Origin of the sequence: Curtobacterium phyllosphaerae, assembly GCF_049341865.1 — a bacterium.
Taxonomy (GTDB): Bacteria; Actinomycetota; Actinomycetes; order Actinomycetales; family Microbacteriaceae; genus Curtobacterium; species Curtobacterium phyllosphaerae.
In genome coordinates this window covers 33,783-49,972 of sequence record NZ_JBMPIU010000005.1, presented here as the reverse complement: position 1 = coordinate 49,972, position 16,190 = coordinate 33,783, and the positions used below count along the sequence as shown (strand labels likewise).

The following is a 16,190-nucleotide window of genomic DNA, read 5'->3' as shown; positions in this document are numbered from 1 at the left end:
AGCTCGGATGGAAGTCGCGCACCCCTGATTAGAGGGTCGGGAGGGCACGACTCGACCGTTCATTCTTACAGATTCCCGGCCGGACCACCAACCAGGCGGCGCGGCGCGGCGCCGACCGGGGTCCGGACCGCGCCGCCCCTGGTCAGGGCGCGAGCGCGCGGACGGCCTCGAGTGCCTCCGAGGTCGCTCGGACCGCATCGACCTGCTGCGCGTCGCGGGCACCGCCCACGACGGCGAACGGCACACCAGCGGACTGGAGGGACGCTGCCAGCCCGCCCCGCGCCTCCTGTCCGGCGCAGAGCACCACGACGTCGGCCGGGATCGACCGTGCGACCCCGTCCTCGTCGACGATCCGCAGCACACCCGGCTCGATGGCCTCGTAGGCGCGGACGCCGCCGATGAACTGCACCCCCGCGTCGCGGAGTCGCCCGAGCGCCACCCAGCGCGAGGTGATCCCGACGCCCTGGCCGAACTTGCCCGACCGGCGGAGCACCGTCACGTCGGCACCGGGGCGGATGGTCCGAGCGGCAACCGGCTGGCGCTGGGGCAGGTCGCCCACGAGCCCGTCGAACCCGTCGAGGGCCCAGCGGGCGTCGAAGTCCTCCGCCCGGACGGCCTCGGACGGCGACTCGACGAGGAACGCCGCGGTGTCGACACCGATCCCGCCGCCGCCGATGACCGCGACGGTGCCCGCGGGGACACCGTTCCGGAGTGCGTGCTCGTACGTGACCACGTGCGGCAGGTCGGCACCGGGGATGTCGACCTCGCGCGGCACGACGCCCGACGCGAGCACGACGACGTCGCTGTCCTGGAGCAACGACGCCGTCGCCGCGGTCCCGAGGTGGATCGTGGCACCACGCTGTTCGAGCTCGACGCGCGCCGACCGGACGGTGGCGGCGTAGTCCTCCTTGCCCGGGATCACGGCGGCGAGCTCGAACTGGCCGCCGAGCGTCGTGGCCTGCTCCCAGAGGTGCACGGTGTGCCCACGACGGGCGGCGTCCACCGCGGCGGCGAGCCCGGCCGGTCCGCCGCCGACGACGTCGACGCGCTTGGGGTCGGTCGTCGGGCGCACCGGGAACGCGAGCTCGCGCCCCGCCCGGGGGTTCACCAGGCACGACACGGGTGCACCGACGATCGACCGGTCGAGGCAGGCCTGGTTGCAGCCGATGCAGGTGTTCACCAGGTCGAAGTCCCCGGCGAGGCTCGTCGTCACGAGCGCGGGGTCGGCCAGGAACGGGCGGGCGAGCGCGACGGCGTCGACGAGTCCACGGCGGAGGACGTCCTCGACGTCGCGGAGGTCCGTCATCCGGTTCGATGCGAGCACGCGGACGGACGGGTACGGCGACGCCCGGACGACCCTGGCTATGCGTTCGACGTAGGCGAGCCAGACCCCGTGCGGCACGGCGGCCTGCACGGTCGGGGTCCGCGACTCGTGCCAGCCGACACCGACGCTGATCCCGTCGATGCCGGTCGGCAGCAGCTCGGCGACGAGCGCGTCGACGTCATCGGGTGTCGACGACCCCGGCATCAGGTCGACGCCGGACAGCCGGATCGTCACCGCGAGGTCCGGGACGGCGTCGCGGACGGCCTGCGTCACGGCGACCGCGAACCGGCGTCGTCGGACGGCGTCCCCGCCCCAGGCGTCGTCGCGGAGGTTCGTCAGGGGCGAGCAGAACTGGTTGACGAGGTAGCCCTCGGACGCCATTATCTCGACGCCGTCGAACCCGATCTCCCGGGCACGCCGGGCCGCGGCCGCGAAGTCCTCGATGGTCCGCTCGACCTCGTCCGCGGTCAGGGCCGACGGCACGACGCCCCGCGCGGCGGCCCACGGCAGGGCGGACGGCGCGACGGCCCGCTGCGGGTCCCCGTGGCGGTCGACCATGCCCTGCACCAGGGCGTAGCGCCCCGCGTGGAACAGCTGCGCGAGCATCGTCCCGCCCTCGGCGTGCACGGCGTCGACCGCCGCACGGAAGCGCTCGTCGGCGCCGTCGACCCCGAACACGGCGAAGTCCGGGCCGCCCCGTGCCTCGTCGCTGATCGCGATGCCGCCGGTGATGAGGAGTGCCGCTCCCCCGGCGGCGCGCTCGGCGTAGAACGCGGCGAGCGCGGCACCGCCGTCGTCCTGGACCTCGAGTCCGGTGTGCATGCTCCCCATCACCACGCGATGCGGGAGCGTCAGCGGGCCGAGCGTCCAGGGCGACGCCGTCGTCGCGAGCAGGTCGGTCATGGGTGCCCGGTCACTCCGCGGCGGACGGACCGGTGGCGGGCAGGACCGCGTCACGGAGCGGCGACGTGGTGTCGGCCCAGTAGGGCGGGGCGATGACGGTGAGCCCGCCGTCGACCGAGATGACCTGCCCGGTGATGTACGACGCCTTGTCGCTCAGCAGGAAGTCGACCGCGTCGGCCATGTCGTCCGCAGTGCCGGGGCGCTGCAGCGGGAGCTTCTCGAGCACGGTCTGCATCGGCGCCTGCCCGGGGACCTTCTCGTAGAAGTAGTCGAGGGAGTCCGTGTCGATGAGGCCGCCGTTGACCGCGTTCACGGTGATCTGCCGGGGCCCGAACTCGACCGCCATGTACTTCATGTAGGACTCGCTCATCGCCTTCGCGGCGCCGAGGGCGGCGTACGTCGGGAACGCCCGGAGCGATCCGTACGAGGTGACCACGACGATCCGCCCCGGGCCGTCCATGAGCTCGGCGGCCCGCTGGGCACCGAGCACGAAGGACCGGGCGTTCGTGGCGTAGCTGCGGTCGAGGTGGTGCAGCTTCAGGTCGGCGACGGGCTTGAACGCGCTCGCGGCGGCGTTCGCGACGAAGTGGTCGAGGCGGCCGTACGTGTCCCGCACGACGTCGAAGAGGGCGTCGATCGACGCGGGGTCCTCGATGTCGACCTGCGCCGTGATGCCGTCCCCGCCCGCGGCCTTGACGTCCGCCAGGGACTCCTCGGCGAGGTCGGCGTTGCCCTTGTACGTCACGACGACCGTGACCCCGCGCGCACCGAGCTTCTTCGCGAGCAGGCGGCCGATGCCGCGGGACGCGCCGGTGATGAGTGCGATCGGCGCAGCAGCGCTGGGGGCGGTGGACTCGGCCAAGGTGTTCCTCACGTGTGCGGGCGCCGCAGGCGCCGGTGACGGTTGCGGTCGCAACCAGGGTACGGACTGGAGGCACGGTACGGGGCCTCCCCGTGCCTCCCGTCCGGCGCGTGTCTAGAAGCCGGCCTTGCCGGTGACGACGGCGCGGCCGACGACGAGCTTCTGGATCTCGTTCGTGCCCTCCTCGAAACGCTGCGCGCGCGCGTCCCGGTAGACGCGTTCGATCGTGTTGCGCTTCCAGTAGCCCTGGCCGCCGTGCACCTGCAGTGCCTTGTCCGTGACGCGGGCGAGCATGTCGACCGCGATCATCTTCGACGCGCTCGACAGGGTGCCGGCGTCCGCGCGGCCCTCCTCGTACGCCCGGGCGGCCTCGAACACGAGGGCCCGTGCCGCGGCGATGTCGGCGTAGTTCTCCGCGAGGGAGAACTGGATCGCCTGGCGGCTCGACAGCGGCTTGCCGAAGGTCTCGCGCTTGTTCGCGTACTCGACGGCGAGCTGGTTCGCGCGCTCCGCGAGCCCGACGGCGCTCATCGCGACCGAGACGCGGCTCGGGAGGAGGAAGCCGCCGAGTGTGACCTCGAGGCCCTGGCCCTCCTCGCCGAGGCGGGCGGAGGCGGGGATCGGGGTGTCGGTGAAGCGGAGGATCGCGTGGTCGGTCCCGCGGATGCCCATGGTGTCCGAGTCGTCGATCACCTCGGTGCCGGGGAGGCCGGTGTTCGGCATGAGGAACGCGACCGTGCCGTCCTGGCCGGTCGAGCCCTCGAGACGGGCGGCGATGAGCCAGTAGTCGCACTTGACGCCGAACGTGATGAGGTGCTTCTCGCCGTTCATGACGTAGGTGTCGCCCTCGCGTCGGACGGTCGTCCGGATGTCGGCGCCGGTGCCGGCCGTCGCCTCGGTCAGCGTGAACGCGACGAGCTTGTCGCCCGCGATCGACGGCTTGACGACCTCCTCGAGCTGTGCGGGGGTGGCGTACGGCGCCATCGCACGCCAGGTGCCGTTGATGACGTGCACGAGCATCCGGATCGACGCGTGCGACCGCGACACGATCTCCATGACCTCGAGGTACCGCGAGAACGGGATGCCGCGCCCGCCGAGTTCGACGGGTGCCGCGAGCGACAGCCAGCCGTGGTCCTTGAGCTCCTCGAAGACGCGCGCCGGGACCTGCCCGGTGCGCTCGATCTCGTCGGCGAAGGCCTCGCCCGGTCCCTCGACCCAGGCGGTCACCTCGTCCTTGAGCTGCTGGAACGCCTGCTCGGTCTGCGGTTCCATGAGGATCGTCATCGGGTCTCGTTCTCCTTCGTCAGGGTGTCGTCCGGCGTCCGCTCGTGCTGCGTCCGCTCGTGCTGCGTCCGCTCGTGCTGCGTCCGCTCATGCTGCGTCCGCTCGTGTTCGACGAGCTCCGCCGCCCGTTCGCGCAGGACGTTCTTCTGGACCTTGCCGACCGCGTTGCGCGGCAGTTCGGGGACGTACTCCAGGCGTTCCGGCCAGTAGTACTTCGACACGTTCGCTGCGTCGAGGTACGCCTGCATGTCGGCGAACCCGAGCTGCGTGTCCGACGCGCTCGACACGACGAAGGCGCATGCGCGCTCCCCGAGTCGGTCGTCGGGCATCGCGACGATCGCGACGTCGGTGACGAGCGGGTGCTGGTACAGCAGGTTCTCGATCTCGACCACCGGCACCTTCTCCCCGCCGCGGTTGATGACGTCCTTGACGCGACCGGTGATGCTCAGGAACCCCTTCGGGTCGACCGTCGCGAGGTCGCCCGTCCGGTACCAGCCGTCGGCCGTGAAGACGTCGTCGGTCAGGTCGGGACGGTCGAGGTACCCGTCGAACATCGTCGGGGAGTGCAACTCGAAGTTGCCCTCGGTGCCGGCCGGCTGCTCGACGCCGTCGTCGTCGACGATCCGGATGCGGATGCCCGGCAGCGCACGGCCGTCGTGGCCGTGTGCGTCCGTGGGGTCGTCGTCCGGGCTGGAGAGCGCCCCGAGGCACGTCTCGCTCGTCCCGAACGCACCGAGGATCGCGCTGCCGAGGACGGTGCTCGCACGCTGCGCGAGCGCCCGGGGCACGGCTGCGCCGGTCGGGACGAAGACCCGCAGGTGCTCCGGTGCCGGAGCGCCGGCCTCGACCAGGTCGACGAGGTCGGTGAGGAACGGCGTCGCGCACTGGACGAAGGTCGCACCCGCGGTCCCGAAGGCCTGCTGGAGCGCGACCGTGCCGTCCCAGACGGGTTGGATGACCTGTGCGACGCCGAGTCGGAAGGCCAGGAGCATGCCGTACAGGAACCCGGTCTGGTGCGCGAGCGGCGAGGGGATGTAGATCCGGTCCGAACCGTCCAGCCCGGACTGGGCGACGTGCATCGCCGTGGCGAGACCGAGCGTCCGGTGCGCGTGCTGCACGCCCTTCGGCTCCCCCGTCGTGCCCGACGTGAACAGCAGCTGGCAGACGTCGTCGGGCCGCGGGGACATCGCCGTGATCGCTGCGACGTCCGGGGCCATCGACTCCAGGGCGGTGTCGTAGTAGCGCCACTTCCACTCGGACGCGGCGACGGCGTCGAGGGCGTCCTGCGGGATCGGCGGCAGACTCGTCGGCGTGTCGCCCTGGCCGCGGGCCTCGGACCGGATGACGACGACGTGCTCGACGGCGAGACGACGGCGCTGGGCCTTCGCCTCGGCGACGATGTCGAGCATCTCCAGTGCCGGGCGCCGTTTCCGGAACACGTTCGGCAGGAACACGACCCGGGCGCGCGACCGCGAGAGCGTCATCGCCGACTCGCGCGGACCGAACACCGGCATGATCGGGGTCGCGACGGCACCGATCTGGATCGCGCCGAGGGTGATCGCGACGAACTCCCGCCAGTTCGGCAGCTGCATCGCCACCGACTCGCCAGGTCGGACACCGAGCTCGAGGAGCAGTGCGGAGACCTTGTCGGCCTCCTCCTGCAGCTCCCGCCAGCTGGTCGTCACCGGTTCCGGGCCGCCGACCTCGATCACCGCTGCGGCGTCGGGATCGCTCGTGGAAAGCGCCCGCACCCGCTCGCTGAGGACCAGCGGATCGGCGTCGAGCCCCGCCGGCACGTCGGCCTCCCGCGCCGTGGTCGTCGTCGCGACGTCGACGTCCTCGACGCCGTGCTCCGGGTCGAACCCGTCCGTGCCCTCGGCGTCCCCGGCGCCGGCGGCGAACGCGGCCTCGGCGTCGCCCACCTCCATCGCGAGCCCGACGGAGTTCATCGCCTCGAGGAACGTCGGGTACGAGATCCGGTAGGCGCGAGGGTAGGTGAGCGCGGACACGCCGTCGGCCTTCGACGCGGCGACGGCGAGCGACATGAGCACCCGGTGGTCGTTGAAGGAAGACATCGGCGAACCGGTCAGCGTGCGGACGCCCGTCACCCGCAGCTCATCGGCGCCCTGCTCGGCACGACCGCCCATCCGGTTCAGCTGCAGCATCGCCGCGACCCGGTCGGACTCCTTGAGCCGGATGTGCGCGACGTTCCAGAGCCGGCTGGTGCCCTCGGCGAAGGTGGCCATCGTCGAGAGCACCGGCAGCAGGTCCGGGATGGGCTGGCAGTCGATGTCGAGGGGCCGGAGCGGCGCACCGTCGGAGCGGACGCGGACGAACCCGGTGGCGTCGTCGACGGACATGTCGACACCCATCGCGGTCGCGAGGTCGAGGAACTCGCTCTCCGGGTGGTCGGTGTCCGCCGTCCGGAACGAGGTCATGCCGCGGAACAGCACGTCGGAGGGGCGGATGGCCGCGGCCGCGATGCCGAAGGCGGCGGAGCCGATGTCCGGCGGGATGACGTAGTCGTGCGGGGTGGCTCGCTGGTTCGCGGGGATCCGGTACTCGAGCCAGTCGTCCGAGTGCTCGACGACGAGGCCGAACTGCCGCATCATCCGGATCGTCAGCTCGACGTACGGCTGCTCGTTGAGTCGCCCTCCGGTGACGTGGATGCGGGTGTCCTGCTCGGCGAACGGCGCGACGAGGAGGAGGCCCGAGATCCACTGCGACAGGGTGCCGGCGATCGAGACGTCGCCGCCGCGGGGACGCCGCGGCTGGACGGTCACGGGCGGGCAGTCGTTCGTCGCCTCGAGCTCGACGCCCATCTGGGTCAGCGAGTCGAGGAGTGCCTTGATCGGACGACGTTGGAAGTACTTCATCCCGGTGAGGGTCATCGGCCGGTCCGTGAGGGACGCCAGCCCCGTCATGAAGTACAGGGTCGTGCCCGAGGACCCCATGTTGAGCAGGCCGTCGGCGCCGCGTGAGCCGTGGTCGACGACGTCGGTCGCCCGGTACCGACCGCCGAGGCCGGTGACGACGTAGTCGTTCCCCCGACGGCTGATCTCCACACCGAGCGCCCGGAGTGTCCCGATCGTCCACTCGACCTGCCGCGTCGCGCTGATGCCCGAGACGATGCTCGTGCCCTCGGCGAGCGAGGCGAGGACGAGCGCACGGTGCGCGTGGTACTTGGACACCGGGATGTCGAGCTCCCCGGCGAGTGGTGCGGACGTGCCGCGCACGACCAGCTGCATGCGTACCTCTTCCTGACGAACTGCCGTCCACGCTACGCCTCACAGCACTCTCGGAGAAATCGCGTCGCGCACGACTCCGCGCCCCCGGTGTTGTGCGTGTCCGACAACGGACCGGCAGGATGACGTCATGGACATCGAGTTCGCCCCGTCCCGTCCGTCCACCCTCGGCATCGAGTGGGAGCTGGCGCTGGTCGACCGGACGTCCGGCGACCTCGTGCCCGCGGCTCCGGAGGTGATCCCGGCCGCGCGGTCGCGTCTCGACCGCGCAGAGGCAGTGACGACGGAGCTGCTGACGAACACCGTCGAGACCGTCACGGGTGTGCACGACACCGTCGCCGGAGCGGTGCGGGACCTCGCCGGGACTGTGGCCGCCGTGGTCGACGCCGCCGACGCGGAGGGCGTCGACGTGCTCTGTTCCGGGACGCATCCGTTCGGGCTGTGGGCGGACCAGGAGGTGACGCCGGACAGCGAGCGGTACGCGACCCTCATCGACCGGACCCGCTGGTGGGGACGGCAGATGCTGATCTGGGGCGTCCACGTGCACGTCGGCATCGATCATCGGGACAAGGCGCTGCCGATCCTCGGTGCGATGCTCGCCTACGTTCCGCACTTCCAGGCGCTCACGGCGTCGAGCCCGTTCTGGAACGGGGACGACACCGGCTACGCCTCGAACCGCGCGATGATGTTCCAGCAGCTCCCGACGGCCGGTCTGCCGCCGCAGTTCGGCGCGTGGGCGAACTACGAGGAGATGGTGCAGGACATGACCCGCACCGGGGTGATCGACGACCACTCCGAGCTCCGGTGGGACCTCCGGCCGTCACCGAAGTGGGGCACGCTCGAGACCCGCGTGTTCGACGGGATCAGCACCGTCGACGAGGTCGCCACGATCGCGGCGCTGACGCAGTGCCTCGTGACGGAGTCCTCCGACCGCCTCGACGCCGGCGAGACCCTGCCCACCATGCAGCCGTGGTTCGTCCGCGAGAACAAGTGGCGTGCGGCCCGCTACGGCATGGACGCGGAGATCATCCTGAACGCCCAGGGCGACGAACGCCTCGTGACGGACGACCTGCACGACCTCCTGGCGCGTCTCGAACCCGTCGCCGACCGGCTCGGCTGCGTCGAGGAGCTGTACGGCCTCGAGCGGATCATCGCCGATGGCGCGTCGTACCAGCGGCAGCACGCCGTCGCCGCACAGCACGACGGGGACCTCCGAGCCGTGGTGCACTCCCTGGTCGGCGAGCTGCGGGAGAGCCTCCCCCGCTTCATCTGACATTGCGGACTCGTGTTTGACGTGTTGGTCAGTTGTTCTGCAGGCCATGGTGGCGTGCAGAACGGAGTCGACAATGCGGTTCACACGACCGGCGATCACGGCCGGGGCCATCGCGATCGCCACGGGGACGGCGCTCACATTCGCCATGCCGGCGTTCGCCGCTCCGCCCGGCGACCCATCCGGCGCAGTCCGACCGCTTCTCGAACCCGTCGTGGACCCGGCGGACGCGAAGGTCGGCGATGCGCTCCCAGAGGACGAGATCGATGCCCAGCTCCGGGCGCTCGAGGGCACGCAACCGCAGGCCGAGATCGACCGGATCGTCGACTCGAACGTCCCTGCGGCGACGCTCACTGATTCGGAGACCGGCGAGTTCACCGCCGCCGTCGTCCTGCCGACCGATCTCCGGGCGCCCGGCACGATCACCGTTCGCAGTGGGCTCGTGAACACTTGGGGGTCCCCCGTCACCGTCACCAAGATCACCCGCTGAGGCGATCCGACCCGCGACACGCAAGGTTGGCCGCTTCTCGCAGGGCAACACCTCTGCGACGAGCGGCCAACCTGGTGTTTCGCGGAGGGGGCTAGCGCTTCAGGAACTTGCCGAGCGCCTGCATCTCCTCATCGGTCGGCGCCTTCGGGTTCTTCGCACCGCCGAGCCCGAACCCGCCGCCGGCCGGGGCGTTCGAGGGCGCGGGGGCACCGCTCGCGATGGCGGCGTTCTGCGCGGCGCGCTTGGCCGGGTTGCCCGCCTTCGAGCCCTTCTTCTTGGGCTGCGGTCGCTTGCCCGCGTAGCCGGCGCCGGGGATCGGCCCCATGCCGGGGACCTGCGGCACGCCGCCCTTCGCGACGGTCTTCATCATCTTGGCGGCCTGCTCGAAGCGGTTCACGAGCGAGTTGACCTCGGTCACCGTGGAGCCGGAACCCCGCGCGATCCGGAGGCGCCGGGAGCCGTTCAGGAGTTTCGGGAGGGCGCGCTCCTGCGGTGTCATCGACTGGATGATCGCTTCGGTCCGGACGATCTCGCGCTCGTCGAAGTTCTCGAGGGCCTCCTTCATGCCCTTGGCACCCGGGAGCATGCCGAGCATGCCCTTGATCGAGCCGGCCTTGCGGAGCTGCTGCATCTGCTGCAGGAAGTCGTTCAGGGTGAAGGAGTCGGTCGCGATCTTCTCTGCGACGGCGCGGGCCTCGTCCTCGTCGAAGGCGTTCTGCGCCTGCTCGATGAGGCTGAGGATGTCGCCGAGGTCGAGGATGCGGCTCGCCATCCGGTCCGGGTGGAACGGCTCGAAGTCGTCGAGGCCCTCGCCGGTGGAGGCGAACATGATCGGCCGGCCGGTGACGCTCGCCACGGACAGGGCTGCACCACCGCGGGCGTCGCCGTCGAGCTTCGACAGCACGACACCCGTGAAGTCGACGCCTTCCTGGAAGGCCCGGGCGGTGACGACCGCGTCCTGCCCGATCATCGCGTCGATGACGAACAGGACCTCGTCCGGGTCGACGGCCTTGCGGATGTTCGCGGCCTGCTTCATCAGTTCGGCATCGACGCCGAGTCGCCCGGCCGTGTCGACGATGACCGTGTCGTACTGGCGCTGTTCGGCGACCTTGATCGCGTTCTTCGCGACCTTGACCGGGTCGCCCGTGCCGTTGCCCGGCTCGGGTGCGTACACCTCGACCCCGGCCTGCTCGCCGACGACCTGGAGCTGCTGCACGGCGTTCGGACGCTGGAGGTCCGCCGCGACGAGCATCGGCGTGTGCCCGTCCTTCTTGAGCCACTTGCCGAGCTTGCCGGCGAGGGTCGTCTTGCCCGCACCCTGGAGGCCTGCGAGCATGATCACCGTCGGCGGACGCTTGGCGAACTCGAGGCGACGCTGCTGGCCGCCGAGGATCTGGACGAGCTCCTCGTTGACGATCTGGACGACCTGTTGCGCCGGGTTCAGCGCCTTGTTGACCTCGTCCCCGAGCGCACGCTCGCGCACCGCGGCGGTGAAGGCCTTGACGACCTCGAGCGCCACGTCCGCGTCGAGCAGGGCACGCCGGATCTCGCGAACGGTGCCGTCCACGTCGGACGGCGTGAGCCGTCCCTTGGACCGCAGGTTGCGGAAGGTCTCGGTGAGCCGGTCGGAGAGTGAGCCGAATTGCGCCATGGTGCGGACGATTCTACAAGGGTGCGTCCGACCGGCGGCACCGGTCGACGGGGAGGGAGGGCATGCGCCCGGCAGATCGGTTTCTGTACTCAATACAACAAACCGGGTAGGGTCCTCGCATGCCGGAACCCACAGTGCTGCGACACGACGCCCCGCTCGACTACCGTGACGGGGTCGCGCTCCAGCACCGCATCGCAGCCGAGGTCCGCGCCGACCGGTCCCTCGGTGCCGTCGTCCTCTGCGAGCACCCGTCCGTGTACACCGCCGGACGTCGCACCGAACCGGGCGACCTGCCGACCGACGGCTCCCCCGTGGTGGCGACCGACCGCGGTGGGCGGATCACCTGGCACGGCCCCGGGCAGCTCGTCGCCTACCCGGTCGTCCGCCTCCCGGAACCGCTCGACGTCGTCGCCTGGGTGCGCGACCTCGAGCAGGTGCTCATCGACACCGCCGCGTCCGTCGGGGTGGCGGCTCGACGAATCGAGGGGCGGAGCGGCGCGTGGGTCGGGACGGGTCGTGCTGCCGAGAAGGTCGGCGCGATCGGGCTGCACGTCGCGGACCTCGTCACGACGCACGGCATCGCGCTGAACTGCTCGAACAGCCTCGACTCGTACGGCGCGATCGTGCCGTGCGGCATCGCCGACGCCGGAGTGACCACGCTCTCGCGCGTGCTCGGTCGTCGCGTCGACCCGGTCGACGTGCGCGAGACCATGGCGACCCTGATCCTGGAGGCCGTGTCGCTCCTCCAGTCCGGATCACATCTCGCGGACGTGCGCCGGCAGCCGGACGCGACCGCGCTCACCGCCGTCCCGACCGCCGCGGCGGTCGCCGCATGACGCTCGCGCCGGAGGGACGGCGGATGCTCCGGGTCGAAGCCCGGAACGCCGAGACCCCGATCGAGACGAAGCCGTCGTGGATCAAGACCCGGGCGACGCAGGGACCGGAATTCCGGGCGCTGAGTGGACTGGTCCGGGAGCAGCAGCTCCACACGGTGTGCCAGGAGGCCGGCTGCCCGAACATCTTCGAGTGCTGGGAGGACCGCGAGGCGACGTTCCTCATCGGCGGCTCGCAGTGCACGCGCCGGTGCGACTTCTGCCAGATCGACACGGGGAAGCCGACGCCGCTCGACCGTGGCGAGCCCGCGCGGGTCGCTGCGTCCGTGCTCTCGATGGGCCTCCGCTACGCCACGGTGACGGGGGTCGCGCGGGACGACCTCGACGACGGCGGTGCCTGGCTCTACGCCGAGACCATCCGGGCGATCCACGCGGCGTCGCCCGGGACCGGCGTCGAGATCCTCGTCCCCGACTTCAACGGCGTCCCCGCGCTCCTGCAGCAGGTGTTCGACGCCCGGCCCGAGGTGTTCGCGCACAACGTCGAGACCGTGCCGCGCATCTTCAAGCGGATCCGGCCGGCGTTCACGTTCGAGCGGTCGCTCGACGTCATCGCGCAGGGGCGTGACGCCGGGCTCGTCACGAAGTCGAACCTCATCCTCGGGATGGGCGAGGAACGCGACGAGGTGCTCGAGGCACTGCAGCGGCTGCGCGACGCCGGTACGGACATCATCACGTTGACGCAGTACCTCCGGCCGTCGCCGAGGCACCTGCCGGTCGCCCGCTGGGTGCGGCCCGAGGAGTTCGTCGAACTGCGGGAGGTCGCGGAGACGATGGGCTTCGCCGGGGTCCTCGCGGGGCCACTCGTCCGCTCGTCGTACCGGGCGGGGCGGCTCTGGGCGCGGGCGACGGTGGCGCGCGGCGGCGTGGTGCCGGAGCACCTGTCCCACCTGCTCGACGCCGCCCCGGGCCGTCAGGCGGTCTGAGCCGCGGGCCGCCCGGATCGCACGACGCGCCGCGTGCGGGTCGCCCAGATCGCACGACGCGCCGCGTGCGGGTCGCCCGGATCGCAGAACACGCCGCCTCCCGTAGCGGGGAGACGGCGTGTTGTGCGATCTCGAGCGGAGACCTCGCGTGTGGCGCGGGCGCGGGCGGGCGGCGCGGGGGGACTACGCCCCGCGACCTCGGATCGAGCGGAGCAGCCAGCCGATCACGGAGAGGAGCACGAGGACGATGCCGATCCAGAGCAGGAACTTGAGCGCCGCGACGAAGCCGCCGACGAACAGGAAGATCACACCGATGACGATGGCGATGATGAGCAGGGCGGGCATGGGGCACCTCCGGATGGGAACGTCGCGTCGACGAGTGCGTCGGGCGGCGCCGACGATACCCGTCCGGTCGGCCTCGCGTTACGCGGTCGGTCCGGCCGAGCGGGTCGGTGCCTCCGGGTGGGTCGGTACCTCCGAGCGGGCCGTTCCCTTCGGGTGGGTCGGTGCCTCCGGGTGGGCCGGTGCGGCGGAACGGCCGGTCAGCCGACCAGGTTCTGGACGAACACGTGCGGGGTGAAGCCGGTGAGGTCGTTGATGCCCTCGCCCTGCCCGATGAGCTTGATCGGGATCCCGGTCTTCTCCTGCACGCTCAACACGAACCCGGCCTTGGCCGAACCGTCGAGCTTCGTGATCACGAGCCCGGTGACGCCCGCACCCTCGATGAACGCCTGCGCCTGCGCGAGCCCGTTCTGCCCGGTCGTCGCGTCGAGCACCAGCAGCACCTCGGCGATCTCCGTCTGCTTCTCGACGACGCGCTTGATCTTGCCGAGCTCGTCCATGAGTCCGGCCTTGGTGTGGAGCCGACCCGCGGTGTCGATGACGACGATCTCGATGCCCTCGCGGATGGCGGTCTCGACGGTCTGGTACGCGACCGAGGCCGGGTCCTGCCCGGGCTGCGACGGTCGGACGACCCGGGCTCCGGCGCGCTCGGCCCATGTGGAGACCTGCTCGACGGCGGCCGCGCGGAACGTGTCCGCCGCGCCGACGACGACGGTGCGGTCGTAGGTCTTCAGGAACTTCGCGAACTTGCCGATGGTCGTCGTCTTGCCGACGCCGTTCACCCCGACGACGAGCACCACCGCGGGCCGCGCGGACAGCTTCAGGGTCGTGTCGAGCTTCGACAGCCGTTCCTCGAGCACCTCGCGGAGCATGCGGTTGAGGTCGGCGGGGTCGGTGGTCTGGTAGCGGTCCACCCGGGCGCGGAGGTCCTCGATGATCTCCTCGCTGATGTCCGGACCGAAGTCCGCGCCGATCAGGGCCGTCTCGAGGTCCTCCCACGTGGTCTCGTCGATCGTCCGTCGCTGGAACAGACCACGCAACCGAGAGGACAGGGACCACGAACTCGCCATGTTCCCAGCTTAGGGCGCGGCATCGGCCCCGGATCCCCGGTACGCTCAAAGCACGAAGGGGAGTATTCCTCCTGCGGTGGTGTCGTCAGTACGGTCCGGTCAGATCCGGATCCGGTGCCACCGGTCATGCGTCTGCATGACGGAAGAGACCTTCAGTCCCTGTCGCGGACCCGTTGATGGTCCGCGCACTGCACTGGAGGCACCCATGGACGTCCATCTCTCCGTCTGGCTCATCACGATCGCCAGCATCCTCGCGCTGCTCGTGTTCGACTTCTACTCGCACGTCCGCACACCGCATGTCCCGCACATCCGCGAGTCCGCGATCTGGTCGAGCGTGTACATCGCCCTCGCGATCGTCTTCGGTGTCGGGATCTGGGTGTTCGGCGGTGGTCAGGCCGGCGGCGAGTACTTCGCCGGGTGGCTCACGGAGAAGGCGCTGAGCGTCGACAACCTCTTCGTGTTCCTCATCATCATGACGAGCTTCGCGGTGCCGAAGGAGTTCCAGCAGAAGGTCCTCCTCGTCGGGGTGGCGATCGCCCTCGTCGCCCGGGGCGTGTTCATCGGCCTCGGTGTCACGATCATCGACAACTTCTCGTGGGTCTTCTACCTCTTCGGTGCGCTGCTGTTCTGGCTCGCGTGGAGCCAGATCAAGGGCGGACACTCCGGCGAGGAGGGCGACTCCCGGCTCATCCGCATCCTCCGTCGCGTGGTGCCCACCTCGGACGACTACGACGGCGACAAGCTCACGACCCGGGTGGACGGCAAGCGGCTCTTCACCCCGATCTTCCTGGTGATGCTCGCGATCGGGTTCACGGACGTGCTGTTCGCGCTCGACTCCATCCCCGCGATCTTCGGCCTGACGCAGGACCCTTACATCGTGTTCACCGCGAACGCCTTCTCGTTGCTCGGACTCCGCCAGCTGTACTTCCTCATCTCGGGCCTGCTCGAGCGCCTCATCTACCTCGGACAGGGCCTCGCGGTCATCCTCGCGTTCATCGGCGTGAAGCTCGTCCTCCACGCCCTGCACGTCAACGAGCTGCCGTTCGTCAACGGTGGCGAGCACGTCGAGTGGGCGCCCGAGATCCCGATCTGGTTCTCCCTGTCGTTCATCCTGCTGACGATCGCGGTGGCGGCGACGGCGAGCCTCGTGGTGTCCGGTCGGCGGGCGAAGCGTGGCGAGCCGATCGACAAGCACGCGGCGAAGTCCGTCGACGCCTGACCCTTCCCGACCCTTCCGCTGAACACCAACTCGGCCGCTTCTCGCAGAGGTACAGCGCTGCGAGGACCGGCCGACGTTGTGTTTCGTGGGCGGGGACTACCGTCGGGGCATGCCCCGCCCACTCGCACCGCGCCTCCAGACCGAACGCCTGGTCCTCGACGCGTGGGCCGACGCGGACGCGTCCTGGTACGGCGACCTCGTCGCGGAGCGGAGCGCTGCCGCGGCGGCGCGTGGTGAGGCGGCGACACCGCGGACCAGCGGCAGACCCGGCCGGGAGGCACGACTCGCCTCGATCGCGACGCTCCAGGACACCGCGGCCCGGTCCGGCATCCCGCTGTACCCCGTCCGGCGCATCCACGAACAGGACACCATCGGGTACTGCGGTCTCGTCGTGGGACGATCGACCGCGGACGAGCCGGAGCTCGCCTACGAGCTGTTCGAGCGCGTCCACGGTCACGGGTACGCGACGGAGGCGGCCGCCGCCGTGGTCGACGCTGCACGAGCAGCGGGGTACGAGCGGCTCTGGGCGACGATCCGGGAGTGGAACACGACGTCGTTCCGCGTCGTGGAGAAGCTCGGGTTCGTCCGGACCGACCGCCCCGAGCCGGACGACGGCCGCGGCCGGATGATCTGGACGCGCCTGGATCTCTGATGGGCCCCTCCACGAAACACCAGGTCAGCCACGTCGCGCCAGGGCACACCACTGCGCGAAGC

At 70.8% G+C, this 16,190-nt stretch carries 13 protein-coding genes; 6 read left to right on the top strand and 7 right to left on the bottom strand.

Annotated features, from left to right (window positions below):
* Positions 1–142 precede the first annotated feature (142 nt).
* From ACO0E0_RS10295 to aroA, 4 genes are all read right to left on the bottom strand, one after another.
* Entirely contained in the window at positions 143–2,227 is a 2,085-nt protein-coding gene (locus ACO0E0_RS10295; protein ID WP_422871328.1) for an oxidoreductase, read from the bottom strand.
* 10 nt (positions 2,228–2,237) lie between these two features.
* Positions 2,238–3,089: an SDR family oxidoreductase gene (locus ACO0E0_RS10290; RefSeq protein ID WP_422871327.1), complete on the bottom strand. Its 852-nt coding sequence runs from the start codon at positions 3,087–3,089 to the stop codon at positions 2,238–2,240.
* Positions 3,090–3,203: 114 nt separating this feature from the next.
* The gene (locus tag ACO0E0_RS10285) at positions 3,204–4,373 is read right to left on the bottom strand and encodes an acyl-CoA dehydrogenase family protein (RefSeq protein WP_422871326.1); all 1,170 of its coding nucleotides are present in this window, start codon (positions 4,371–4,373) and stop codon (positions 3,204–3,206) included.
* A complete protein-coding gene (aroA, locus tag ACO0E0_RS10280; protein ID WP_422871325.1) occupies positions 4,370–7,621 on the bottom strand; it encodes a 3-phosphoshikimate 1-carboxyvinyltransferase in 3,252 nt (1,083 codons plus the stop codon). Before aroA ends, ACO0E0_RS10285 begins: the two co-directional genes overlap by 4 nt.
* 127 nt (positions 7,622–7,748) lie before the next feature.
* Between aroA and ACO0E0_RS10275 the strand changes: the two genes are divergently transcribed.
* Positions 7,749–8,891, top strand: a complete 1,143-nt coding sequence (locus ACO0E0_RS10275; RefSeq protein WP_422871324.1) for a glutamate--cysteine ligase — start codon at positions 7,749–7,751, stop codon at positions 8,889–8,891.
* Positions 8,892–8,964: 73 nt separating this feature from the next.
* A complete protein-coding gene (locus ACO0E0_RS10270) occupies positions 8,965–9,378 on the top strand; it encodes a hypothetical protein (RefSeq protein ID WP_422871323.1) in 414 nt (137 codons plus the stop codon).
* Positions 9,379–9,469: 91 nt separating this feature from the next.
* On the opposite strand, the gene ffh is transcribed toward ACO0E0_RS10270, so the two are convergent.
* A complete protein-coding gene (gene ffh / locus ACO0E0_RS10265; protein WP_422871322.1) occupies positions 9,470–11,029 on the bottom strand; it encodes a signal recognition particle protein in 1,560 nt (519 codons plus the stop codon).
* Between the two features lie 119 nt (positions 11,030–11,148).
* Between ffh and lipB the strand changes: the two genes are divergently transcribed.
* Entirely contained in the window at positions 11,149–11,865 is a 717-nt protein-coding gene (gene lipB, locus ACO0E0_RS10260) for a lipoyl(octanoyl) transferase LipB (RefSeq protein WP_422871321.1), read from the top strand.
* Positions 11,862–12,845 (top strand): lipoyl synthase, encoded by a 984-nt coding sequence (lipA, locus tag ACO0E0_RS10255; RefSeq protein ID WP_422871320.1) that lies wholly within the window; start codon positions 11,862–11,864, stop codon positions 12,843–12,845. The genes lipB and lipA overlap by 4 nt, the downstream gene beginning before the upstream one ends.
* 183 nt (positions 12,846–13,028) lie before the next feature.
* Here lipA and ACO0E0_RS10250 read toward each other — a convergent pair whose 3' ends face one another.
* Complete coding sequence (locus tag ACO0E0_RS10250; protein ID WP_422871319.1) at positions 13,029–13,190, bottom strand: hypothetical protein; 162 nt, start codon at positions 13,188–13,190, stop codon at positions 13,029–13,031.
* A gap of 197 nt (positions 13,191–13,387) precedes the next feature.
* The gene (ftsY, locus tag ACO0E0_RS10245; RefSeq protein ID WP_422871318.1) at positions 13,388–14,257 is read right to left on the bottom strand and encodes a signal recognition particle-docking protein FtsY; all 870 of its coding nucleotides are present in this window, start codon (positions 14,255–14,257) and stop codon (positions 13,388–13,390) included.
* Between the two features lie 205 nt (positions 14,258–14,462).
* Between ftsY and ACO0E0_RS10240 the strand changes: the two genes are divergently transcribed.
* Positions 14,463–15,476 (top strand): TerC family protein, encoded by a 1,014-nt coding sequence (locus tag ACO0E0_RS10240; RefSeq protein WP_422871317.1) that lies wholly within the window; start codon positions 14,463–14,465, stop codon positions 15,474–15,476.
* A gap of 109 nt (positions 15,477–15,585) precedes the next feature.
* Positions 15,586–16,128: a GNAT family N-acetyltransferase gene (locus ACO0E0_RS10235; RefSeq protein WP_422871316.1), complete on the top strand. Its 543-nt coding sequence runs from the start codon at positions 15,586–15,588 to the stop codon at positions 16,126–16,128.
* Positions 16,129–16,190: the final 62 nt, after the last annotated feature.